This is a genomic window from Chryseobacterium sp. NFX27, assembly GCF_049887855.1.
Classification (GTDB): Bacteria; Bacteroidota; Bacteroidia; order Flavobacteriales; family Weeksellaceae; genus Chryseobacterium.
The window spans coordinates 180124-202052 of record NZ_JAGEKK010000002.1 but is presented as its reverse complement, the minus strand read 5'-3'; the positions used below and the strand labels follow the sequence as shown (position 1 = coordinate 202052).

Below are 21929 nucleotides of genomic sequence, written 5' to 3'. Positions count from 1 at the left end.
AGCTATTATTCATTATACTTCGAGCTGTTGTGAATTGCTTTCAAAAATTATTATCTTCGTGATTGATCACAGCCTAGAGAAGCAAGTAGTTATCACACCGACAGTTGTGAATTGCTTTCAAAAATTATTATCTTCGTGATTGATCACAGCCTCAAAATTTAATCCATTGATTTTCAATGGATTTTTTAATTATTCAGGATCTGAAAATTAGAATAATTCCAGCTGCTGAAAGGTGGGAGGAGGTTCTTCTCTATTCCTGGCAAAGAAAATCTCAATATCCCCAAATTGCTTATCCGTAATAGACATTATGGCTACCTTACCTGCTTTAGGCAGCATATTTTTAACTCTTTTGATATGCACTTCGGCATTTTCCCGACTCGGGCAATGTCTTACATACATTGAAAACTGAAACAGAGTAAATCCGTCATCAAGCAGCCGCTTTCTGAACAAATTAGCATCACGCATATTGGCTTTGGTTTCGGTTGGTAAATCATACAGTACTAACACCCACATAATTCGGTATGCATTAAACCTTTCGGCATTCATAAAAACTGAGGATAAGAGACCAGACGTTTTTCTCCTGTATAGCATTTATAAAGGGAAGAAGCAGTTGTTTTTACGGCAACCAATAATGGTCTCGTCTTATCATCAATCAAAACATCCACTGTTGCAATTTTCAATAGATGGGCTTTAAACTCTTTTGTGAGATCCTCGGAATCCGGATTTTGCATCAGCCATTGCATCACGAGGGAATCTACAAATGGTCGATATGGCTCCATAATATCATCTGCTAGGCAATATGGATTATATTTATTTTTATGAAAAATTCCCAACACAGGCAGTAATCCCGTTTCTACCAATGCCCGGGCAACAATACTTCTTAATACAGCATAACCAAAATTAAAAAAATGATTAGGTGAATCTCCAAAACGCTGTCTTAAAAAATCCAGGCTAATAAGATATTTCCAGTAATGTTGCGCAGCAATTCCTTCCATATTGGTGATATCTCCACTTTTTACATTTCGTTGATATTCAAGCATAGGTTCGTAATAATTACCTAATTTCAGAAGAACCTCTTTTTGATTTTCTATTTTACATTCTATCGTTTGCTTCCATAGCTGCTTCTTGAGTGGTTCACTTGCATCCAGCTGATCTTTTATACGATCTGAGTGCTCTGTATGCCCATACAGCGGCAACATAATACCATGAGGAAGATGATGTGCATCACAGCTTACTACAACCACATTATTCCCCATCATTCTTTGAATCAGCTGATGTGAAATGGTAATCTGAAAATGATCCAACATCAGCAATCCTAGATCCTCTACCGGAACCTTTCCTTTCAGTTCACGGGAGGAAGGCTCCAAAATGTACATCTGCTCATCCTTGAGCTTTAAATAGGCTGGATTGCCAATATAGATAGAGCGGGTAATCATAATTTATTCTCCTACTTTAATGATGGAACCTAAATGATTAATCTTGATTTTCTGTAGTCTATTTAGATTTGTATTTGAAGTTATTATTTCCCATGTTATATTTCTTAAAATAGGATTATTACGATCAATTGTAGTTTCCAAATGATGCCTAAAATCAATTTGAAATTGTCCGTTAGATTTTTTACTCATTTTTTGAAGTCTAAATAATTTCTTACTAATCACTGCCCTATTTTTGGTATCAAAAAAATCTAATTCATTCTCTTCCATAGGATGTGAAGAATGTTTTAGGTCCAAAACAAATAAGTCATTAATCTGCATTGAAAACTTAAAACTACCTAAATCAGCAGCATCATTCCTATTAATAATCGGATATGGTTTTCCTACCTGAGAAATATTAAACTTTCCAATTTCAACTGCATCCCAGAAAGAAACTACTTTTTCATTGTACTTTCCTTTATCGTCAAAGTAAATTAATGCATGATGATTTCCACCTGTTTTCACATATCCATCTCTTACTTTTTCAACCTTGCTTTCTTCGTAAACTTTTACAGATTTGATTTGAATTCCTTTTTCTTTATTTAACCAAATCGGATCTTCTTCTAAATTGGAAAATGCTTTTTTTATTCCTCCTTTTTCTTCAATCCGAGGTTTAATAATTTTTTCTTTGATTTTCTGATCAACAATTTTTTCTACCTGAGCTGTGGTAAAATTTTCATTTAGAGAAACTCGTTTTACACATACATTTTCATAAACGAAAACTTCTTTAAGTTCACCATCTTGAAATAGTATGGGATCTTTTTTAATATTTTCAGAAGAAAAAGCGTCATCAATACTTCCATATTTCTCAACCCTTTTGTTAATTAATTTTTTGACAGATACATCAACTATATTCTCTAGATTATTAAATTTATGATTTAGTTTTTCCTTTTTCTCCGAAATCCTTTTTATTCTTCCCATTACAGTTTCTTCGTGAAGTCTGCCTCTGGGTGTCCAGGTTATTTGCTCTCGTAATGAATTCTTTGGCTTGTTTATATTTTTACTTAAGACTTTTGACGACTTTTTAACAGATATAAAAATTTGATCTAAGTGTTTACGAGTTTCTTCTCTTAAATTTTCTATAGGAGTTTTTGACCAATCGTCAATCTGATCAGCAAAAGCCTTTAAATCAAAATTTTCTACATTTAAAAATTTCGCATTCGACTCAAGTTCTTCTTTTGACATTCCACTTTTTTCGTACTGATAAAGTTTATTAAGGTTATTGAGTCTGAAGATGATCTTCTGATCTGTCAAAGCACAAATTAGTGCATCTACAGCGTGATGCCGATGATCATCTCTTTTTGACCAATCTCTGATTATTTTTATTTCTTTTGTTTTGTTAATTCCATCTTTTATAATCTTAGTATCTACCAGATCTAAGAGTTTATATTTATCATAATTTACTTCCTGCATTACTTGCTTCAACCTCCATTTATCTCTAAGAAAATCTGTAACCTGTCCGGTTGTAGTAAATACATTTTCACAAATATTTTTAAGAAGTTTTACTGTTTCTTTGGAAATATATTGAGAATCTTTTTTCATCCTTTCTACAAAATCAGACGGAATATCATCTCCCTTACAAATCAGATTATCAAATTTTGCTTTACTTATCTTTCCTTTTCCATCATTATAAAGTTCATTTACTTTTTCTAAATATTGCCCAAATATATCTTCATTTTTCCCACTCATAAAATCGTAGGCAGTCAATTGATTTTTTGTTGAATTACATTTTTTATGAGCAAGAATAAAATTATTCATATTGTTCGTAAATGATCTCGATTTTGGAAGTATGTGTTCAATATCTGCCTGACCAGAAATAAAATCAGACATTGTAATTTCCCGGCTGCAGTAAAGACACTGTCCATTAGATTCCTGCCAAAGTCTGTACCGCTGAATATCCCTTCCATTAACAATCTTGTACTGATATTCATTGCTTAGTACCTCTCTGATTTTATCATTTTCTTTTTTATTCCTGAAATTGGAAACACTTATTCTTTTTCTTTGTTTAGCACTATTTCTAAGTTCCCGAGCTAACTCAACTCTTATTTCATCAATTTGCCCATACTTATCAATGATTTGATTTATAATATTCACAACCTGATTAAGTACTTGTTCAACAACCGGATTTCTCAAGCTATTTTTAAGGATTGGCTGAAGTCTGTTTATAATTTCAATTTTTGTTTTATATCCGCTATGATCATAACCAACTTTGTCATAAGCCTCACTATATCCCAAGCCTTGTTCCATAAAAGGAAGAATTTTCTTAATAGCTCTTGTTGATAAGCTTCCATAATCAGCATTATAGGAAACTTCATCCGCAAAAACTTTTGCCTGTACTTTAGTGAAGCTAAATCTTTTTTGAAGCGTATTTATAATTTCATCATCCGTAGGTAATGAATAGGTAATATGCCAAAGTTCAAATAATCCTCCTTTTTCATCATTATTATAAGGATTAAATTGTAGATATCTTTCACATTCATTATCATTTAAACCTACATTCTTTAAAGTCTTTTTAATTACTGAATATGTTCTGCTTCCATCCAGTTCAGGGAAATTGAGATAAACATTCTGACCTTGAAATGAAAGTATTCTTTTTATTTCATTAGCTGATAATTTGAATTTTGTATTTAATTTAATCCCAGTAAATAAATTATTTACAAGCGTTTTTTTCTGTTCCAACGTCGGTTTATATTTATCGCCATTTTCAAAAGTAATTTCAAGATCATTTACTTTTTGCCAAATACGGAATAGTTCAAAAAAAGGAGATGATTTACTTATTGTTTTATGAAATTTTTCAAAAGCACAATCAGAGACAAGCCCTTTTTGACTCTTCAATGGTCTTTGATAAAAAAGAATTTCATTTTTTATTTTGTGATATAATGTATTTTTATTTTTTGAGCCAGAATTTCCTATTAAGACCTCAGGATAAAAATGGTTTTGAAAATTCCATATTCTATCAAATTCTTCAATATAGGAGGATCTTAAATAGGTTCTTTTACGCAAGTTTGTATTTTGCACACTATCGGCCGTCAATAGTTCATTATACAATTGTTGTCCAATAGTTTTATTTTCCAGATTGCTTTCCAATTGAGCAATTGCCAATTTGTATTCTGAAGAATTTTCTTCAGCAGTTTTAGATTTCCTATTGCTCAAAAAGCCTCTCCTTTGGTTTAAGTGTATTAACACCCTCCCTATTTCCTGCAATGATAATTTTCTTTCTAACGAATCGTTTCGTAATTTATAAAGACTTAATTCATCTAATCTTATTAAATTTTCATCAGGATACATATTTAATTCCCTTAAAAAAGTATATAATTTACTCTTTCTCAGTTTTGTTCTCTGATAACCTCTCCTAATTCCTCTTGAGGTAGTTCTTGGCAAATTTTTGCTTGCCGTATTACCAGAATAGAACTTACCATGAAAATTTGGATCTTCAGGTATAATTCTTACTGCTAGCTCTTTAATTTCTTTTTTATTATTTTCTTCTTGGACGACTGCAACTCCTACAGATGAAACACCTACATCTAATCCTATTATTAGTTTCATAATTATTAGTTTTTAATAAATATAAAAATAGAAATAAAAAAAACATTCGAATTATGGATTCCCATAATTACAGTAAAGATTTTTTCTTCTATATTTGTATCAATAATTTTGAAAGCAATTCACGATAAGGATTATTCCGTTGTGAAAACATTCAAGGCGGGGCAACTCGCCTTTTTTCATTCTAAAGCAGTATTTTAGCCTTCGAAAACAAAATAATGACAACCGTAACCTTTATACAGCAACAGCTCAACATCTCCGAAAAAAGCATCAACAATACCCTTCAATTATTAGCAGAAGACTGCACTATTCCGTTTATTTCACGCTATAGAAAGGACAAAACGGGAAACCTGGACGAAGTTCAGATCGAACAGATCTCGAAGATCAGTAAGCAGTTTGAAGAAATTGTAAAGCGAAAAGACAGCATTTTAAAATCAATTGAAGAGCAGAATGCTCTGACAGCCGAACTGAAACAGAGAATTGAGGAGAGTTTTGATATTCTGGAGCTGGAAGATTTGTATTTACCCTTTAAAAAGCGCAGAAAAACAAAAGCAGATACTGCCAAAGAGAAAGGTTTGGAACCTTTAGCAAAAATCATTATGAGCCAGAAAAGCAATGATCTGCAGTTTCTTGCCTCAAAATACATGAACAATGAAGTTCCATCGGAAGAAGAAGCACTTCAGGGGGCAAGGGATATCATGGCAGAATGGATCAATGAAAATATGTACGTCCGTAAAAATCTTCGCCGCCTGTTCCAGCGTAAGGCGGTCATCACTTCTAAAGTAGTGAAGGCTAAAAAAGATGAAGAGGATGCACAGAAATTCTCACAGTATTTCGAATGGGAAGAAAATCTTAACAGAACGCCTTCTCACAGGCTTTTAGCAATGCTCAGAGCTGAATCTGAAGGTTTTGTGAAACTGAATATAGGAATAGATAAAGAAGAGGCCATTGATTTTATCGAAAAAGCCATCATTAAATCCAATAATGAAAGCTCGGATCAGATTGCTCTTGCCATTAAAGACAGCTATAAAAGACTTTTAGAACCTGCTATTTCCAATGAAGCTTTGCAGGAGGCTAAGGAAAAAGCAGATAAAAAAGCAATTGAAATATTTTCTGAAAACCTGAGCCAGCTTCTTCTTGCCCCGCCTTTAGGTGAAAAGAGAATTTTAGCCATTGATCCGGGGTACAAAAGCGGCTGTAAGGTGGTCTGCATTGATGAAAAAGGTGATCTTCTCCATAATGAAACCCTCTACCCTCACGCTCCACAGAATGAAAGCGGGATGGCCATGAAAAAGATCCGTTCTATGGTAAATGCCTACAATATTGAAGCGATCTCCATCGGAAACGGAACGGCAAGCCGTGAAACTGAGTTTTTCATCAAGAAAATTGCTTTTGATAAGCCACTGCAGGTTTTTGTGATTTCTGAGGCAGGAGCATCGGTATATTCTGCAAGTAAAATTGCGAGGGATGAATTCCCTTCTTATGATGTAACGGTGCGTGGTGCAGTTTCTATTGGGAGAAGACTGGCGGATCCACTGGCGGAATTGGTGAAAATTGATGCAAAATCTATCGGTGTAGGCCAATACCAGCACGATGTAGACCAAACCCAATTGAAAAACGAACTTGATTCTACAGTTATGAAGTGTGTAAATTCTGTAGGAATCAACCTGAATACAGCAAGCAAGTCACTTTTAAGCTATGTTTCGGGGATCGGGGAGAAAATGGCGGAGAATATTGTGAATTACCGAACGGAGAACGGCGCTTTTGAAGACAGAAAACAGCTTAAAAAAGTTCCGAGGCTTGGTGAAAAAGCTTACCAGCAGGCTGCAGCTTTTGTAAGAATTGCCAATGCGAAAAATCCACTCGACAATTCTGCTGTACATCCTGAAGCGTACGGAATCGTAGAAAAAATGGCCAAAGACCTGGGCATTAAAACCAATGAACTGATTGCCAGCAAAGAAAAAACAGCTTTGGTAAATCCTGAAAATTATGTTACAGAAGAAATAGGAATTTTAGGAATTAAAGATATTTTGAAAGAACTTGAAAAACCGGGATTAGATCCCAGAAAAGCGGCTAAAGTATTTGAATTTGATCCTCATGTAAAAAGTATCCGGGATTTAAAAGCCGGCATGATTCTTCCCGGAATTGTCAATAATATTACAGCTTTCGGGTGTTTCGTGGATATGGGAATTAAGGAAAGCGGGCTTGTCCATATTTCCCAGCTGAAGGACGGATTTGTTTCTGATGTAAATGAAGTGGTAAAACTTCATCAACATGTACGCGTAAGAGTGACAGAAGTGGATGAAGCAAGAAAAAGAGTGCAGCTAAGTATGATTTTATAATGCATTTAAAAGACCGTTAAAACACCAACCCAATAAATAACAATACACTTGAGCTATAAGAATTTAATTTTCGACCTGGATGGAACACTTTGGGATCCCAGAGCCACAATCATCAAAGTATGGAATGAGGTCCTGATGAAACATGAGCTGATAAAAAAAGAGATGGAACCCGAAGATATGAACCAATATCTGGGTTTACTGGCAGATGATATTTTGAAAGATATCATTCCGGGAATTTCTGATCAGAAGGTAAAGGAAGTTCTTTCTGAGGTTGTACAGCGTGAAAGTAAAGTCCTGCGCCTTTATGGCGGCATTTTGTATGACAGGGTTGCAGAAACCCTGCGCCATCTGGCAGTAAATCATCAGCTTTTCATAGTCAGCAACTGTCAGGACGGATATATTGAAGCATTTTTAGACTATTACCAGTTCAACAACTTATTTACAGATATTGAATGTTACGGCCGGACTCAAAAACCGAAATCGGAGAATATCCGTCTGATTATCGAAAGGAATAATTTAACCCCTGAAAACTCGGTTTATATTGGTGATACGCAGACGGATTATGATTCTGCCACCTCTAATAATCTGCCGTTTGTTTTCTGTGAATATGGCTTTGGAAAGTTGAGTACAGGTGATTATAAACCTTCGATTTTTAAATTTTCGGATTTAGAAGTCTATGTTTAATCTTTATTTTTAAACTCTAAGAAAAGCATTCAGGCTATGAAATTACCGGAATTAAGCGTATCATGAGAATATCAGAACTTAAGGACAGAAGAATTATCCGCAGAGCGACCCGCCAATTTGATGAATTCGGATACAGGATTTATAATTCTTTTGAATATGATTTTCCATATGACGTAACTTATAAAGGTAGCGAAAGAGAAAGACTTTTTGCTAAACTTATAGATATGTTGCCGTTTTTCCTGGTTTTCTTATTTGTGTTTGAGAAAATGACTTTCATTAGTTTTCTATACTCCATTCCGTGTGTTATTATTTCAGGAACTTTATATGAATGGTATTGGGGTACGACTTTAGGTAAGTCTGTATTTAAAATAAAGGTGATTAATGATTTTGGAAATTACCCCAGCCTGTTATTATCTTTAAAAAGAAACTTTTTGTGCCTCACAAATTTATGCCCAACTTTCACAGATTACATTCCTCCAGTAAACCACACATGGGAAGAGGAGAGCACTCAGATGAATTTCAGTATGAATCTGAACAACAAGATCTGCAAAACCTATATCGTTAAGAAAAATAAAATTCAGGAGATAAGAAATCTTCTCTACCCACATAAGACAAAGGCTATACACTAATCTGTACAGCCTTTATTCTTAAGATTTAATAAAACTAAATCATCTATATCTCAATCTGAAACCTACCATCTTTACTTATAGTCCTTAGAATCTCTCCTCGGCTCTCTGGCTTCCGGCCATTTTACCGTTTCACCTTTATCGTCCTTAGGCAATACTCTCCTTTCTCTGCTTGTAAATTCAGGATCTTCTGATGCCATATAAGCCAATGCAGCTGTTAAAACCACATTATTTTTCACCTCATCAAAAACGATTTTGTCATAGGTATCTTTCGTCGTGTGCCATGTGTAGCCGAAATATCCCCAGTTCAGAGAACTTAAAGAAAAGCCAGGTACTCCGGCTGCTACAAATGATGCATGATCAGAGCCACCTCCGCCAGGCATTCCCGGAAAGTCTGTTTTTATATGGTCTCTCACTGTTTTTGGAACTCCGGTTAGCCATTTTCCGATATAGCTGTAAGAATCCACGAATCCCTGTCCGCTGATATTGATCACACGTCCCGTTCCGTTATCCTGATTGAATACTGCCTGGGTTCCTTTCATGATCTGCGGGTTATCTGCCACGAAGCCTCTGGAACCGTTCAATCCCTGCTCTTCACTACCCCAAAGTCCAACAACGATAGTTCTTTTATTATTTGGGTAATATTTTTTCAGTATTCTCATGGTTTCAAGCATGGTAAGTGTACCTGTTCCGTTGTCTGTAGCTCCCTGTGCTCCGTCCCATGAATCAAGGTGGGCAGAAAGAATCACATATTCTTCAGGTTTTTCTTTTCCTTTGATGATCCCGATCGTGTTGAAGTTTTTTGCATCAGGAAGAATTTTAGACTGCGCTTCTACCTTAATCTTGGGTTTCGCTCCCTTTTCTGCCATTCTGTAAAGCATACCGTAATCTTCTACATCGATATCTATCATTGGAATCTTTGACGTTTTAGCTCCGAAAATCCTGTTTGCTCCCATGATTCCTGTCCAGTTGGAAATAGCAATTCCTGCTGCTCCCGCCTTTTCCAGCGCTTCCGGAAGCGTATTGTTATCATAACCTATATTTTTTATATAATCGCGGAAGTCTTTTCCGGCCTGCTCTTTTTCTGCTTTCAGTTTTTCATACAGTTCCGGAGTGGCAAATTCTTTAATCTGCTCGTCTGAACGCCCGATCTTCTGGTACTGTGCCATAAGCACTATTTTTCCTTTTGCAGAAGTAAGCCACGCATCAAATTCAGCTTTGGAAGAAACTTTTGGAAGTACTACCACCTCAGCTTCCACTGCTTTTTTCGTTGCCGGACTCCACGCAAGCTGTGTTGCAGCCAATGATTTCACGCGGGGATACACCATGTCTACATGGGTAATTCCACGCTGCCATCCTTTCCATGTACCGAATTGCTGAAGGCTGGATTCTATTCCCCAGGAACGGAGTTTTGCCGCCGACCATTCATTCGCAGCCAGCATTTCAGGAGTGCCCACAAGACGCGGTCCGATACCGTCCAGAAGCTCATATGCCATATTTTCCAGTTGGGAACTGTTATTAATTTCATCTACAAAGCTTTTCACAATAGGATCAAGCTTTTCTTTCGGATCTACCTTCACCTGAGCCCATGAGAACTGGGCGGCCAGCATAAGTGCAGGCACAGCAAAAAATTTATTTATCTTCATAACATATATTGAATGCTTAAAGATAGCAGAATTTGCGTGAATAAAGAAGAAAATACAGAAATTAAAGGGCTATTTTACAGATTTGCCAATATAGTAATTTTGGTCAAACAGGATCATTTGATCAGTGAAATTAAGGCATAAAAAAAACCGGCTCAGTGAGCCGGTTTGGGAACGAATTATTTTTTAGCTTCTTCTACAGAAACTTTTCTGAATTCTTTGAACAGTTTGCTAAGTTCTAAAGCTGATTTACGAGCTCTTGTACCTGCAGCTTTGTTTCCTTTTTCTGCTTGTTGGTTAGCTTCAGTTGCGAACGCTTCGAATTCAGCGTTGATTTTTTCAATTAGTTCTTTCATTATTTTTAAAATTTAGGGTGCAAATATAGGTTTTATGGTAATTCCAGCCTAACTCCGACTAAAAAATTTTGAGCCAAAATGCTATTTTTTTCTTCTTTTCCTTCACCGGACTGTCATTTTTTATGGTTATAATAAAAATTCAGTGCTTTTATTAGGTCTATTTAGCTTGTAATAGGAATATCCGGCCATTATATTTTCATTTCATCCATCCATTTATTCTTATTCAAAATTCTATCTTTTTTTAATGATAACCTTACAAAACTGTTTGCTTCTTAAAATTGACAGTTCCCAGATAATAAAACAGCAGACTGAAAAGCAATAGCGGCCCCAACATGGCTAACCAGTTGATTTTGCTCCGTTCATTATAATATTCCAGTTGAAATTGCTGCCAGTTGATACGGTCTGTCGGTTCATTCGCAAAGATTTTAGGATAAAACAAAAGCCTTTTGCCTTCATGAAAACGTTCTGCGGCCTGCGTAAACCTCAACTGATCGGCTAATCCGGATCCTGTAAGATCACTCAACTGAAACTGTACGTGAAGTCCGGGTACAAAGTAAGAAAGCGTACGGCTCATTTCTTCTCTTTTCCAAAGTTTTGCCTTTAAATGATCGGACTGACTTTTAGATTCATCATCTCCCATTTGCTGCATCGCGTAATACCAAAGCCAGTTGAAGCTTTCTTTTGGGAAACCATACGATCTGAACTGCGGGTAATGTCTGTAAAATTTTTCTATAGTCGGTTGCTGATCGGTATCCCATTTTTCATGATAGGCTTCTCTCTGCTCAATTGCCGTATCCAGTGCTTCCGGTAAAGGATATCTGCTTAAAATAAAAGTATTGAGCACGGCAGGAAGAATAACCGTGAGTACAATCCAGAAACATAAAAGCCCGGCAGCACCTGCTCTGGAACTTTTATTCCAGGAAACTACCCAGAAACTCAAAGCAAACCAAACGATAATATAAAAGACCGATACCAGAACAAAACCTGCCAGTGCTCCATTAATCCTCAAATCCAGGATGGGAACTGCCAGAATAATCAGCAACAGTAAAACCCCGGTAATAACCGCAAAACGGACCATGAATTTTTTAAACAAAATCCTGAAAGGTCTTTGGGACTGTACGGAAAGCAGAATCCATGTACTTTCCTCTTTTTCTTCGGACAGAAGATTATAACAGTAGGAAATAATCACTAACGGGAAGAGAAAAATAATTACAAAACCCAGATCCAGGCTGCCCAAAAGCAGACTTACAGGATTCTGAAGATCCGTATCATATTTCTGTCCTTCCAGGTTTCTGATTGTTAAGCTCTGTATGGAAGGATTCACGTCCCTCTGCCCTATTGAAAGTGCATTCAGGTTGTCTGTTTTATTAACCAATCCAAATTTCAGGTAATATAATAAGAGTCCGAGATCCTTTTCTATATAGCCCGTATATCTCTGGATATGTTCTTTCTGGTATACAGCCGTATGCTCAATATTGGCTTTCTGTTTTTCTATAAACTGTCTTCCCACAAAAATACTGACCAGTCCTGATAACAGCAGGAACAGCATTCCCAGATAGGCAGACTGGGAACGGATAAAGTTCTTAAATAATAAAAGATACATGATTAATTTATTTTTATTGTTTTAGACATAAAATGAAGGACAAAAAGAAGACCCAATCCCCACACCAGAAGGGAGAGTACAGAAACCATCTCGTTCTGAAACAGTGTTCTCTGACCAATAAACCGGTATTGAAAATCAGGGAGTTCTTTCCAGTGGTCCCTGCTGATGGTGTAAGGTCTATCATTATTCTGTTGCTTTTTGTTGCTGATGTTTTCCATCTGCAGTTTGTTCATTAGCTGTGCCAGCCGATATCTGTATTCTTCAACCTGCTCCTGATAATTGATATAGGAATTAAAATCTGAACCGGTAAGTGCTGCCGATAAATCTTTAACCGCCTGGAAAGGATTCACAAAGGCCAGTGAACGGTTAATGCTGTTCTGATCTTCATAAATATCAAGCTGTTTTTGCCAATTTCTGTTGTAAATTCCGGAACTGATTTTTTCTCCTTCGGCCATGATATAGCCACTGTAATTAAAAGGCAGTTCTTCCACGGTTTTCACCTGATAAGCACTCAGAAGGGAATCTTTTATTCGTTTGTAATAGATATCATTCGGATTGTGGCTGTCTCCGGTTTTCACCAGTTCGTTTTCCACTTTGGTATCAAAATCTATCTTTGAGGGCGCCGGATGCAGATAAGCACCGAAAGCCTGTGCTGTCCTGGGAATAATAACGATAAACAGCAGCCACAAACCAATCAGCTTCACTAAAGAAGATCTTGAAGTTTTGCTCACTGCGGATACCATCACGCAAACGCTGCAGACAATAAAAAAGTAGATCAGATAAACCCCGGCGATCCAGAACAGACGCAGAAATGCATCACCCGTACTTTTAAAGCCTGTCTGGGAAAACCACATGGCTGCAGACAGGATCATCACCGGAATAAAAATGAGCCCCACCAGGCAAAGCAGTCCCAGTATCTTTCCCGCCAGCAGCTCTTTCCATCGTACACCCTGACTGATCAGTACTTTCAAAGTATTATTCTCACGTTCTGCCGAAATACAGCTGAATCCCAGAAAAAATATAAATAATGGAATCAGAGTCTGCAGGATCATGGCCGTGCTTACTTCTCCGAATCTCAACATTCCAGATGAAAATCCAGCCTCCGAGAAATTAACGGTATTCTGCTTATGGGCTTCCAGAAATACTGAATTTCCCATATATCGTTCCAATCCGTAATCAAAAAAGCTTAAAGGATATCTTGCCCTGAAGATCAGATAACCGTAATGAGCCATTCTGTGGGGATGTTTATCCGGCTTCCCTTCCCATTGCTGGCGTACATCCACCTGATGTTTTATTCTGGCATCTTCCTGTACTTTATAGTCGTGCCAGCCTGTATAGGCAGCAAACACAAACAGAAGGCTGAGGATCAGCAGAAGAAAAATGACCGCCTTATTCTGCAATGACTGTTTCCAAAGCTGTATTGAAATCAGACGGATAATATGTATTCTCATAATCTTAATATTTAAAATTTATAAACTGCCGTGAGCACTGCATTTCTTGGCGCTCCGGGAAACAGACGGAGATAATTCTGCGCACCCAGCCAGTAAGTCGTATTAAAAAGGTTATTGATATTGAGCGAAATTCTTACAGGCCCTTGTTTCGGGGTGTAATAAACAGCCGCATCAAAGACTGTGTATTCAGGGACCAGGAACGAGCGGTTATACATAGGAACTTTATTTCCGCTGTACTGAACACCTAATCCTAGGGCAATATCTTTCAAAAAAGAGGTTTCTCTAAAACTGTATTTCTGCCAGATATTGGCACTGTGAAACGGGGTATTCTGTTTTCTGGCGCCTATCAGCGCAGGATTGATATCGTCAATAATTCTTGCATCATTATATCCGTAAGAGGCAAACACCTGCCATGCCCGCGATATATTCCCGATAATGTCCATCTCAAAACCCCGGCTGCGTTCCTGTCCTCTGGTTATCAGACGATCCGGTTCTGCAGGGTCGTTAGCATTCAGCAGTATATTTCTCTGGCGAATCTCATAAACAGCAACATCAATATGGATTTTTTTATTAAAGAAATCAGCTTTCATCCCAACCTCTTTGGACTGACTTCTCAGAGGGTCGAAAGCCCGGCCCTGAGGAATCACTACCGGAGCCAGTGATGCTGTGTTCGACTGTGGCTGAAATCCTTCGATATAGGAAGCATAGAGATTCATACGTTCATTCAGATTATAGGTAAGACCTATTCTCGGGATCAGTTTGCTGTCTTTGACAACGATTTCATTATTCTCCTTATATTGGGTAACATCCTGAAACCATTCCTGTCTGAGACTCAGGAACAAATTGAACCGGTTCCATTTCATCTGATCCTGAATGTAAATCCCATTAGACTTTATGAGAGCCGGCGGCAGCGCAGTCTTTGAAAATACATACTCATCTGTATTTTTTATATTGTAAGCTGAATTAACCAAATTAAAGTGCTCCACATTGGGCTTAGGCATTGTAATTCCGTCAACAGTCACCATTTGATAGTCACCTGCATTCTGAGGATTATAAGAAGAAGCTGTTTTTCCGCTGGTCAGAAGGTATCCTCTGGCTGTATTCTGTGCTCCGCCTTTGTACTTATGGGTGCTTATAAAATCATAGCCTGTAAGAATTTTATGTTCAATGGGTCCTGTTTTAAGATTAAATACCAGATAAGCGTTGAGATTATCTGTATTCCAGAACTGGTTTCTCTGGACCATCTGCATTCCGGCCAACGTTAGAATAGGTTTGTTGTCCGCATCTACAGCAAAAGCATTCGTCGTTCTGTGTTCCTGGAGGTCTTCCTTCCAGGTCTGTTTCATATAGGATGCATTGATGCTGATCTTATCGGTAATCCGGTGCGTAAAATTGGACATAATGATCAGCTCCTTTGATTTGAAATAATCATTAACGGCTCCAAGATTGAAACTGATGGGAGTACTCCGCAGATCTGTCATTCCGTCCACCGCTCCGAAGATGGGTTGCCCTCTGTCTATTTTTCCGTTGAGGTCGCTGTAGATCATTTCTACGTTGATGGCAGTCCTGTCATTTGGGATATAGGAAATTGAAGGAGACACCAAAACACTCTTCTGCGCCTGAATATCCCTGAAACTCTGTGCCTGCGCATAGCCGGCATTAAATCTGTATAAAAGTGTTTTCTCCTTGTTCAACGGTCCTGTAAAATCCAGGGAACTTCTTATGGTGCTAAAGCTCCCCACGCTCATCGTCACTTCCCGGCTTGGGGACTTCAATGGCTTTTTAGTCACCAAAACAATGCTTCCTCCAGGATCCACACTGGAAAGAACAGCACTGGCCGGACCTTTTATAACTTCGATCTTTTCAAGGTTGGTGGTAATGGGCTGCATAAAATAATACTGCCGGGTCCGCATTCCGTTGATGATCGTTCCTTCTTCATTCTGTGCAATTCCCCGGATGCTGAACTGGTTGTAGTAACTCACAGGAGTTACGCTGCTGGCCATTTTTACCGCATCACCCAGCTGAAAAGCCTGCCGGTCACTGATCAGTTCCTTGCTCACCGTAGAGATTGAAAAGGGAATATCCTTGTTCTGAACTCCAATTTTAGTGGCCGAGAAAGAATAGTCACTCTGGTATTTTTTTGAGGCCCTGCCTAAAATCTCCACTTCCTGAATAGTTCCAACTTTATACAGGCGAATAATCAGTTTTTTGTTTAAAAATGTACTGTCCGCCTCAATCTGTTCGGTATACGTATCGTAAGATTCAGCATTGACACTGATTTCATAGGTTCCTCTTCTGATATCCGGAATGCTGAAATTCCCGTCAGAGGATGTTGCCTCATATCTGTTTTCGTTATTTTTAATAATGATTCGGACCTCTTTTAGCCTGTGATGATTTTCGCCAATGACTTCCCCGGACAATGTTTCCTGCGCACAGATCTTCACACTGGCGGCGGCCAGTGCTACTGCGATATATAAATGTTTCATTATCCGGTTTTTAAATGGTTTCTAAGTAAATTTTCTGCAGTTCATCAGCAGTTACAGATTTAGCATCAAGGATATGAACCAATCTTCCTTCTTTCATGATGCCGATCCGCGTTCCCACATTCACTGCATTGAAAATATCATGGGTTGCCATCATAATGCTCTTCCCTTTTGCAGCCAGATCTTTACAGATTCTGGTAAATTCTGCGGTAGCTTTCGGATCAAGTCCCGAAGTGGGTTCGTCCATTAAAATGAGATCTGCATTTTTTGCAACAGCGATGGCAATGGCCACTTTCTGACGCATTCCTTTGGAGTAGGCAGCCAGCTTCTTTCTGTGGGCTTCCTTCTGAAGACTTGTGTTCTCCAACAACATTCCCAGCTCTTCTCCGGAATACCTGAAACCTGCCATCTGACTGAAGAAATCTAAGTTTTCAATCCCTGTAAGATGAGGATACAGCTGTACCACTTCCGGAATATAAGCCATATACTTTTTGGTAGTTTCCCCATTGATTTCCACCGGAATACCTTTGATAAGGGCCTGACCGGAACTTGGTTTTAAGAAACCTAAGAATATATTGATCGTTGTGGTTTTGCCGGCTCCGTTTTGTCCGAGCAGACAGAAAATTTCTCCTTTTTGTACGGATATATTGAGTCCGCTTAGCGCAGCAACATGGTTGTACTGCTTACTAAGCTCAATAGCTTGTAATATTGACATGAAAATGTATTATGTAATTAAATAATTAAAAGAAGTTCAGCCCGCAAAGGCAGGCTTGGGATTTTTAAAAATTATAATACAGCCGGTGGGCCTCTGTCCGATAAAGAAAAAAGAGTGTAAGAAAATATAAAACCTGGAGAAGAAAAGATCTTATCCGTGATTTTTGTTAAAGAAAAAGCAGCAGTGTATATCTTCCCGGTTTCACCTTCGCCCAAGAGTTTGTGGTGACAGATGGGGCACTTTGTATCACAGGATGAAAAGGCCTTTTTGAATATTTTTCCATTTTCCCCTTTTGGCTGCTGGAAGGAATTTCCTGCATTCTGACTGTGAAGAAAATGGTGGTGGAGATATTCCGCCGGAGAAACAGCAAAAGCATAAACAGCAATGAAAATTGCCGTCAAAAAGTTTTTAAAATGCCTTGTGACTCTCAATGGATAGATTTGCTGATTGAAATTGAATGTTGCGAAATTAAAAAAATATTTAATTAACATAAGGTTTTACTGGGATCAATTTCAAAATTTTCCGGAAATCCTGGTCATTCAACGCAGCTCCTTCACTTTTCTTCCTGCATTCTCCAGCAATTTCATACTTTCCTGCGTGATCCGGTCAGCAAAAACGATCCGGAAATGATGACTGTATTCATCCGTTAATGAAAATGTATTTCCGGGGGTGAACAGAATTCTGTTTTTGTCACAATAATCGAAGAATCTCTTCATGTCAGTTCCTTCCGGGAGTTTTCCCCAAATGCTGTACCCCCCTTCCGGATTATGAAAATAGGAATCTTCGGGAAAGTAATGCCGTAAAGCTCCCAACAGCTCCATAGCCTGCCTGTTCAACTGTTTACGGAATGACCGAAGGTGCCGTTCATAAGTATTTCCCTGAAGAAGCTTTAGCATAAGCTCCTGATAAATGGGCGAAACAGATCTTCCCAGGACAAACCTTGCCTTTTCCGAGCGGGCATAAAAACGTCCGGTATGCAGCCATCCCAAACGGATGCCCGGCGCCAGCGTTTTTGAAAATGAAGAATAGGTCATCACCCATCCTGAATGGTCAAAGCTTTTGATGCATCCTGGTCTTTTGTTACCAAAATAAAGATCGCCGTAGATATCATTTTCAATAATCGGAACCTGATAAACAGAGGCGACAGCCAACAGCTCTCTTTTAGCATCATCACTCATTACAATCCCAGTTGGGTTGTGAAAATTTGGAGTGACTACTACAGCTTTTATATCATCCGAATCACAGACATTTCTGAAGTATTCTGTATCAAAGCCGTTCTCGTAATGCACAGGGATTTCGATCATTTTAAGTCCAAGATTCGCCACCGCCTCCAAAACGGAGAAAACACACGGACTTTCAACGGCCACAATATCTCCGGGATCAGTTACTGCCCTTAATGCTATTGTCAGTGCCTGCAGTGCACCATCCGTAATGATAAGTTCATCAGGGTTCATTAAACATCCGTGAGCTGACATCTGTATGGAAATCTGCTTTCTCAGTTCGTACAAACCATTTGCCGGGTAATAACGCAATAATGCAGTTCCTTTTTCGCGGATCACTTCCTGCATTGTTCTTAGGATCAGCTTTTGCGGAATCAGAAGGTCACCCGGTGCTGCCATATTGAAAGAACTGGACTCCGAAGGTTTATTCCTGGCAGAAGTCAGCATCACATTTTTTGCAAATGCGGCATCTCTCACAACAGGAATCAGCTCTGTTCTGGCTGTTGAAATATGGTCTTCAACAGAGGTTACAAAATATCCTGAACGCGGGCTGCTTTCTATCAGTCCTTTCATCATCAGATATTCAAAGCCACTTTGAACAGAACTTATACTCAGCTGATATCTGTTTTTAATCTCGCGTACGGAAGGCAGGCGATCTCCTTTCAGCAAAATCCTGCTTCTGATCTGCTCTTCAATAACCGATGTAAAAATTTCATATTTATAGGATCGCATCATCATCTCGTCACACTGTACTGTACAAATTTATAAAATAAATAACTGTACCGATAAAATTTATGAAAACTGTATCCCTTTCGAATTCAATAATCTTCTAATTTTGAATAAAAAAGATTCATGAATATAATTTCAAAATTTACAGTGGGTTCTGAGGAGGGAATTTCTGATCTTATAACCATTATCGATTCTTCAGTCTATGCTATGCACAGGGAACTGGTTCCTGAGGAGAACATCAAAAAATATATTGAAAATGATATTGATCCCAGGAAAATGATCAATGACCTGAATGACCTTTCCAACCAGTTGATCATTATGTATGCAGATGATCAGCCCGCAGGCTACAGTATTCTGAAAAGCGGTTCCGGCCATCCTGGGCTGTCCGAAGGGAAAAGAACTACGGAGATCAGCTTTGTTATCCTTCCGGAATTCGATTCACCGGAAACCAGGGAATCGCTTTGGAAGAAATGCAGGTCTGCAGCTAGTTTTACAGAGATCATCTGGATTAATATGATGGTTCATGATCCGCTTTTGGAATTTTTAAAAGAATCAGGTTTTACCCTAGTTGCTGATGCTGCAGCCGGACCTTTTCAGCTTCCTTCTCAGATATTAAAATTCGAAATCATTAAAGGTTAAATTCTTGCGAAATTTTCGGGCTTCTACGTTTTAAAATAGTTTGGCAGCTGTATTTTTTTGAACCAAAAAAGGCAAAATAAATTGAGTAAAACTATTTTACCGATGATCAGGACATAACAGAAATTGTTCAGGATTCATTATGATTTACGTATCTTTGATTTTTATAAGTTCTATATCATGAGTGATCAACTGGAAACTATTGAAGATTATTACAGACGCATCCGGAACAATCAGATAAAAATGTTTGATTCGGATGATTTTGAGACAGGAAAGTCGCATTTTAACGTCTCCATGCGCAAGTATTGCAGTTTTAAAAGTCCGTACAACCGCCGTGATTATTATAAGATAAGCTTTATTATTGGAAAAGGCAGATTTCAATATGGATCGCATGAACTGTATATTGACCGTCCTGCCCTCTTTTTTCCTTCGCCTAATATTCCGTATTCATGGGAATGTGACGGAGATCTTCAGGAAGGGTATTTCTGTCTCTTCAATCAGGAGTTTTTTAGCGGAAATACTGAATTCAACCTTTTTAAAAAAACCTCGCTGTTTAAGGAATGGAGCAAACCTATTGTTTTTTTAACTGATGAACAAACCCAGCTGGCTACTCTTTATTTTGAGCAGATGCATAAACTGAATAATTCGGCCTATCCATTCCGGTGCAACAGTATTAAAAGTCATCTGGCCTCTGTAATGCACCTCGCTTTGGAGAACCGTGTAGATGATATCAATCCGAATGAACTTCCTGCCAATATCCGTTTATACCGCCTCTTTGATGAGCTGCTCAACAAGCAGTTTCCCCTGGACTCTCCTGCTTATCCGCTCGCTCTGAAAACGGCCTCTGACTTTGCAGATCAGCTTAATGTGCATGTGAATCATCTGAATTCATCGGTAAAATCTGTCACTCAGCTTACCACAACTCAAATTATCAAAGACAGAGTATTTGAAGAGTCCAAAAACCTTTTGAAGTACACTAACTGGGATATTGCTGAAATAGGATATACTTTGGGGTTTGAACAGCCTTCCCATTTCAATAATTTCTTTAAAAAACATGCAGAGGTTTCACCCTTAAAATTTAAAAACGCATTTTAAATCTTTGATTTTTGTAATTTTTACTTTGTCTTTTAAAATTGTATTTCTGTATTTCCGGCCTATTTTTGCCTAGTAAAATAACGAACGAATATGTTGTTGAAAGAAGCATCTGAAAAAAGAATCAGATTAATCACCATTATGGCTTTTGTGTCGATCCCCCTTTCGGGATTTGTCACTGATATTTATTTACCATCGTTTCCATCGATGGCAAAGGAGATGCAGGTCTCTGAAAAGGATATCCAGATCACTTTAACGTCTTACTTACTGAGCTATGGGATTTCACAGCTTTTTGTCGGAGGAATTCTGGACAGTATCGGGCGTTACCGTCCAAAGCTGATCGCTCTGTTCCTGTTAATTATCAGCAGTATTCTGATTACAATGACTGACAGTATTCTGCTGATCTGCCTGCTCCGTATTCTCCAGGGAGCCGCAGTTTCTGTACTGGTTGTTGCCACCAGGGCTATTTTTGTGGATCTCTATGATTCTGAAAAAGTAAAGCATTATCTGAGCTATTTCACGATCGTCTGGTCATGCGGACCTATTTTAGCTCCTTTTTTGGGTGGATATCTTGAAAAGCTTTTTAACTGGCATGCCAATTTCCATTTTCTGGCTTTGTATGCAGGAATCCTATTTTTATTTGAATGGTTTTTCAGTGGTGAAAGCTTACCGGAGAGAAAGAAACTTAATCTTTCTGAAAACATCAGCCTGTATAAAATGATGCTGAAAAACAGAATTTTTATGCTCGGGATTTTTATTTTAGGGCTAAGCTACTCTATTGTGATGCTTTTCAATATTACAGGCCCTTTTATCATTGAAAATACGTTTCACTTTACCCCTGTAGTTATCGGATACTGTACCCTGATCTTAGGATTTTCATGGATGATTGGCGGTTTTATAGGAAAACGGAGACTTAAGCTTGATTTTAAAGAGAGAATCTTACAGCCTATCGTTTTACAGCTGATCCTGATTGCGGGACTGATTGCAACCAGTTTTTATGCGGAAAGTCTTTTCATTATGGTCCCTTTTGCATTTTTTATTCATATCTGTTCCGGGATCTTGTTTACGTCATTTTTTACCACGAGTATGCTTTATTTCCCTAAGAATGCCGGGACTGCAGGTGGACTGATGGGTGGACTGGTCTATGTAATTACTTCTATTACAAGTTTTATTATTTCAGTCAGTGGAACCGTCACGGAACAGGATGGTCTTGCCTGGCGTTATCTTGTAATTGCCATTATACTTTTAGGAATTATCCTGGTCATGCATCAGGCCGTTAAAAAAGAACAAGCAGAGAATTGATCTCTGCTTTTTTATTTTCAATGAAATCTTCA

Annotated in this window: 17 protein-coding genes and 1 CRISPR repeat array (1 of these 18 running past the window's edge); of the genes, 6 read left to right on the top strand and 11 right to left on the bottom strand. The window is 38.1% G+C overall.

Translation table 11 applies throughout. From position 1 onward, the window contains the following. Window positions 1-150: direct repeats of the CRISPR family, unit length 47 nt; unit sequence GTTGTGAATTGCTTTCAAAAATTATTATCTTCGTGATTGATCACAGC; it reaches 2666 nt to the left of the window's first position. Between the two features lie 57 nt (window positions 151-207). Genes cas2 through cas9 form a run of 3 tightly spaced genes read right to left on the bottom strand, consistent with a single transcriptional unit; the run spans window position 208 to window position 5018 of the window. Beyond that, window positions 208-546 carry a CRISPR-associated endonuclease Cas2 gene (gene cas2 / locus J4Q03_RS03505; RefSeq protein ID WP_169234486.1) on the bottom strand — a complete coding sequence of 113 codons (339 nt, stop codon included), beginning with the start codon at window positions 544-546 and terminating at the stop codon, window positions 208-210. Further along, window positions 543-1436, bottom strand: a complete 894-nt coding sequence (gene cas1 / locus J4Q03_RS03500) for a type II CRISPR-associated endonuclease Cas1 (RefSeq protein ID WP_426046827.1) — start codon at window positions 1434-1436, stop codon at window positions 543-545. Before cas1 ends, cas2 begins: the two co-directional genes overlap by 4 nt. A 3-nt stretch (window positions 1437-1439) precedes the next feature. Further along, window positions 1440-5018, bottom strand: coding sequence for a type II CRISPR RNA-guided endonuclease Cas9 (cas9, locus tag J4Q03_RS03495; RefSeq protein ID WP_426046826.1), 3579 nt, complete (start codon window positions 5016-5018; stop codon window positions 1440-1442). A gap of 215 nt (window positions 5019-5233) precedes the next feature. Between cas9 and J4Q03_RS03490 the strand changes: the two genes are divergently transcribed. The 3 genes from J4Q03_RS03490 (at window position 5234) to J4Q03_RS03480 (ending at window position 8670) form a co-directional block, all read left to right on the top strand. Then, window positions 5234-7357: a Tex family protein gene (locus J4Q03_RS03490; protein WP_426046825.1), complete on the top strand. Its 2124-nt coding sequence runs from the start codon at window positions 5234-5236 to the stop codon at window positions 7355-7357. 48 nt (window positions 7358-7405) lie between these two features. Then, a complete protein-coding gene (locus tag J4Q03_RS03485; protein ID WP_426046824.1) occupies window positions 7406-8041 on the top strand; it encodes an HAD family hydrolase in 636 nt (211 codons plus the stop codon). Between the two features lie 62 nt (window positions 8042-8103). Next, the gene (locus J4Q03_RS03480; protein WP_426046823.1) at window positions 8104-8670 is read left to right on the top strand and encodes an RDD family protein; all 567 of its coding nucleotides are present in this window, start codon (window positions 8104-8106) and stop codon (window positions 8668-8670) included. A 71-nt stretch (window positions 8671-8741) separates the two neighbouring features. Here J4Q03_RS03480 and J4Q03_RS03475 read toward each other — a convergent pair whose 3' ends face one another. The 8 genes from J4Q03_RS03475 to J4Q03_RS03440 form a co-directional block, all read right to left on the bottom strand. Then, window positions 8742-10313: a M20/M25/M40 family metallo-hydrolase gene (locus J4Q03_RS03475; RefSeq protein ID WP_426046822.1), complete on the bottom strand. Its 1572-nt coding sequence runs from the start codon at window positions 10311-10313 to the stop codon at window positions 8742-8744. Window positions 10314-10489: 176 nt separating this feature from the next. Continuing rightward, window positions 10490-10666 carry a histone H1 gene (locus J4Q03_RS03470; protein WP_040994607.1) on the bottom strand — a complete coding sequence of 59 codons (177 nt, stop codon included), beginning with the start codon at window positions 10664-10666 and terminating at the stop codon, window positions 10490-10492. A gap of 253 nt (window positions 10667-10919) precedes the next feature. Beyond that, on the bottom strand, window positions 10920-12269 hold the full coding sequence (locus J4Q03_RS03465) for a DUF3526 domain-containing protein (protein ID WP_426046821.1): 1350 nt from the start codon (window positions 12267-12269) through the stop codon (window positions 10920-10922). A gap of 2 nt (window positions 12270-12271) precedes the next feature. Then, entirely contained in the window at window positions 12272-13720 is a 1449-nt protein-coding gene (locus tag J4Q03_RS03460) for a DUF3526 domain-containing protein (protein ID WP_426046820.1), read from the bottom strand. An 11-nt stretch (window positions 13721-13731) separates the two neighbouring features. Then, window positions 13732-16206, bottom strand: a complete 2475-nt coding sequence (locus J4Q03_RS03455) for a TonB-dependent siderophore receptor (protein WP_426046819.1) — start codon at window positions 16204-16206, stop codon at window positions 13732-13734. Window positions 16207-16216: 10 nt separating this feature from the next. Next, window positions 16217-16918, bottom strand: coding sequence for an ABC transporter ATP-binding protein (locus tag J4Q03_RS03450; protein WP_426046818.1), 702 nt, complete (start codon window positions 16916-16918; stop codon window positions 16217-16219). Window positions 16919-16989: 71 nt separating this feature from the next. Next, a complete protein-coding gene (locus tag J4Q03_RS03445) occupies window positions 16990-17409 on the bottom strand; it encodes a hypothetical protein (protein ID WP_426046817.1) in 420 nt (139 codons plus the stop codon). Window positions 17410-17457: 48 nt separating this feature from the next. Then, window positions 17458-18876: a PLP-dependent aminotransferase family protein gene (locus tag J4Q03_RS03440; RefSeq protein ID WP_426046816.1), complete on the bottom strand. Its 1419-nt coding sequence runs from the start codon at window positions 18874-18876 to the stop codon at window positions 17458-17460. A gap of 114 nt (window positions 18877-18990) precedes the next feature. Here J4Q03_RS03440 and J4Q03_RS03435 point away from each other — a divergent pair, with 114 nt between their 5' ends. The 3 genes from J4Q03_RS03435 to J4Q03_RS03425 all read left to right on the top strand — a co-directional run bounded on the left by J4Q03_RS03435 (window position 18991) and on the right by J4Q03_RS03425 (window position 21897). Beyond that, complete coding sequence (locus J4Q03_RS03435) at window positions 18991-19506, top strand: hypothetical protein (RefSeq protein ID WP_426046815.1); 516 nt, start codon at window positions 18991-18993, stop codon at window positions 19504-19506. 177 nt (window positions 19507-19683) lie between these two features. Then, complete coding sequence (locus J4Q03_RS03430) at window positions 19684-20598, top strand: helix-turn-helix domain-containing protein (RefSeq protein WP_426046814.1); 915 nt, start codon at window positions 19684-19686, stop codon at window positions 20596-20598. Between the two features lie 93 nt (window positions 20599-20691). Continuing rightward, window positions 20692-21897, top strand: coding sequence for a Bcr/CflA family efflux MFS transporter (locus tag J4Q03_RS03425; protein WP_426046970.1), 1206 nt, complete (start codon window positions 20692-20694; stop codon window positions 21895-21897). The last annotated feature ends 32 nt before the right edge of the window (window positions 21898-21929 follow it).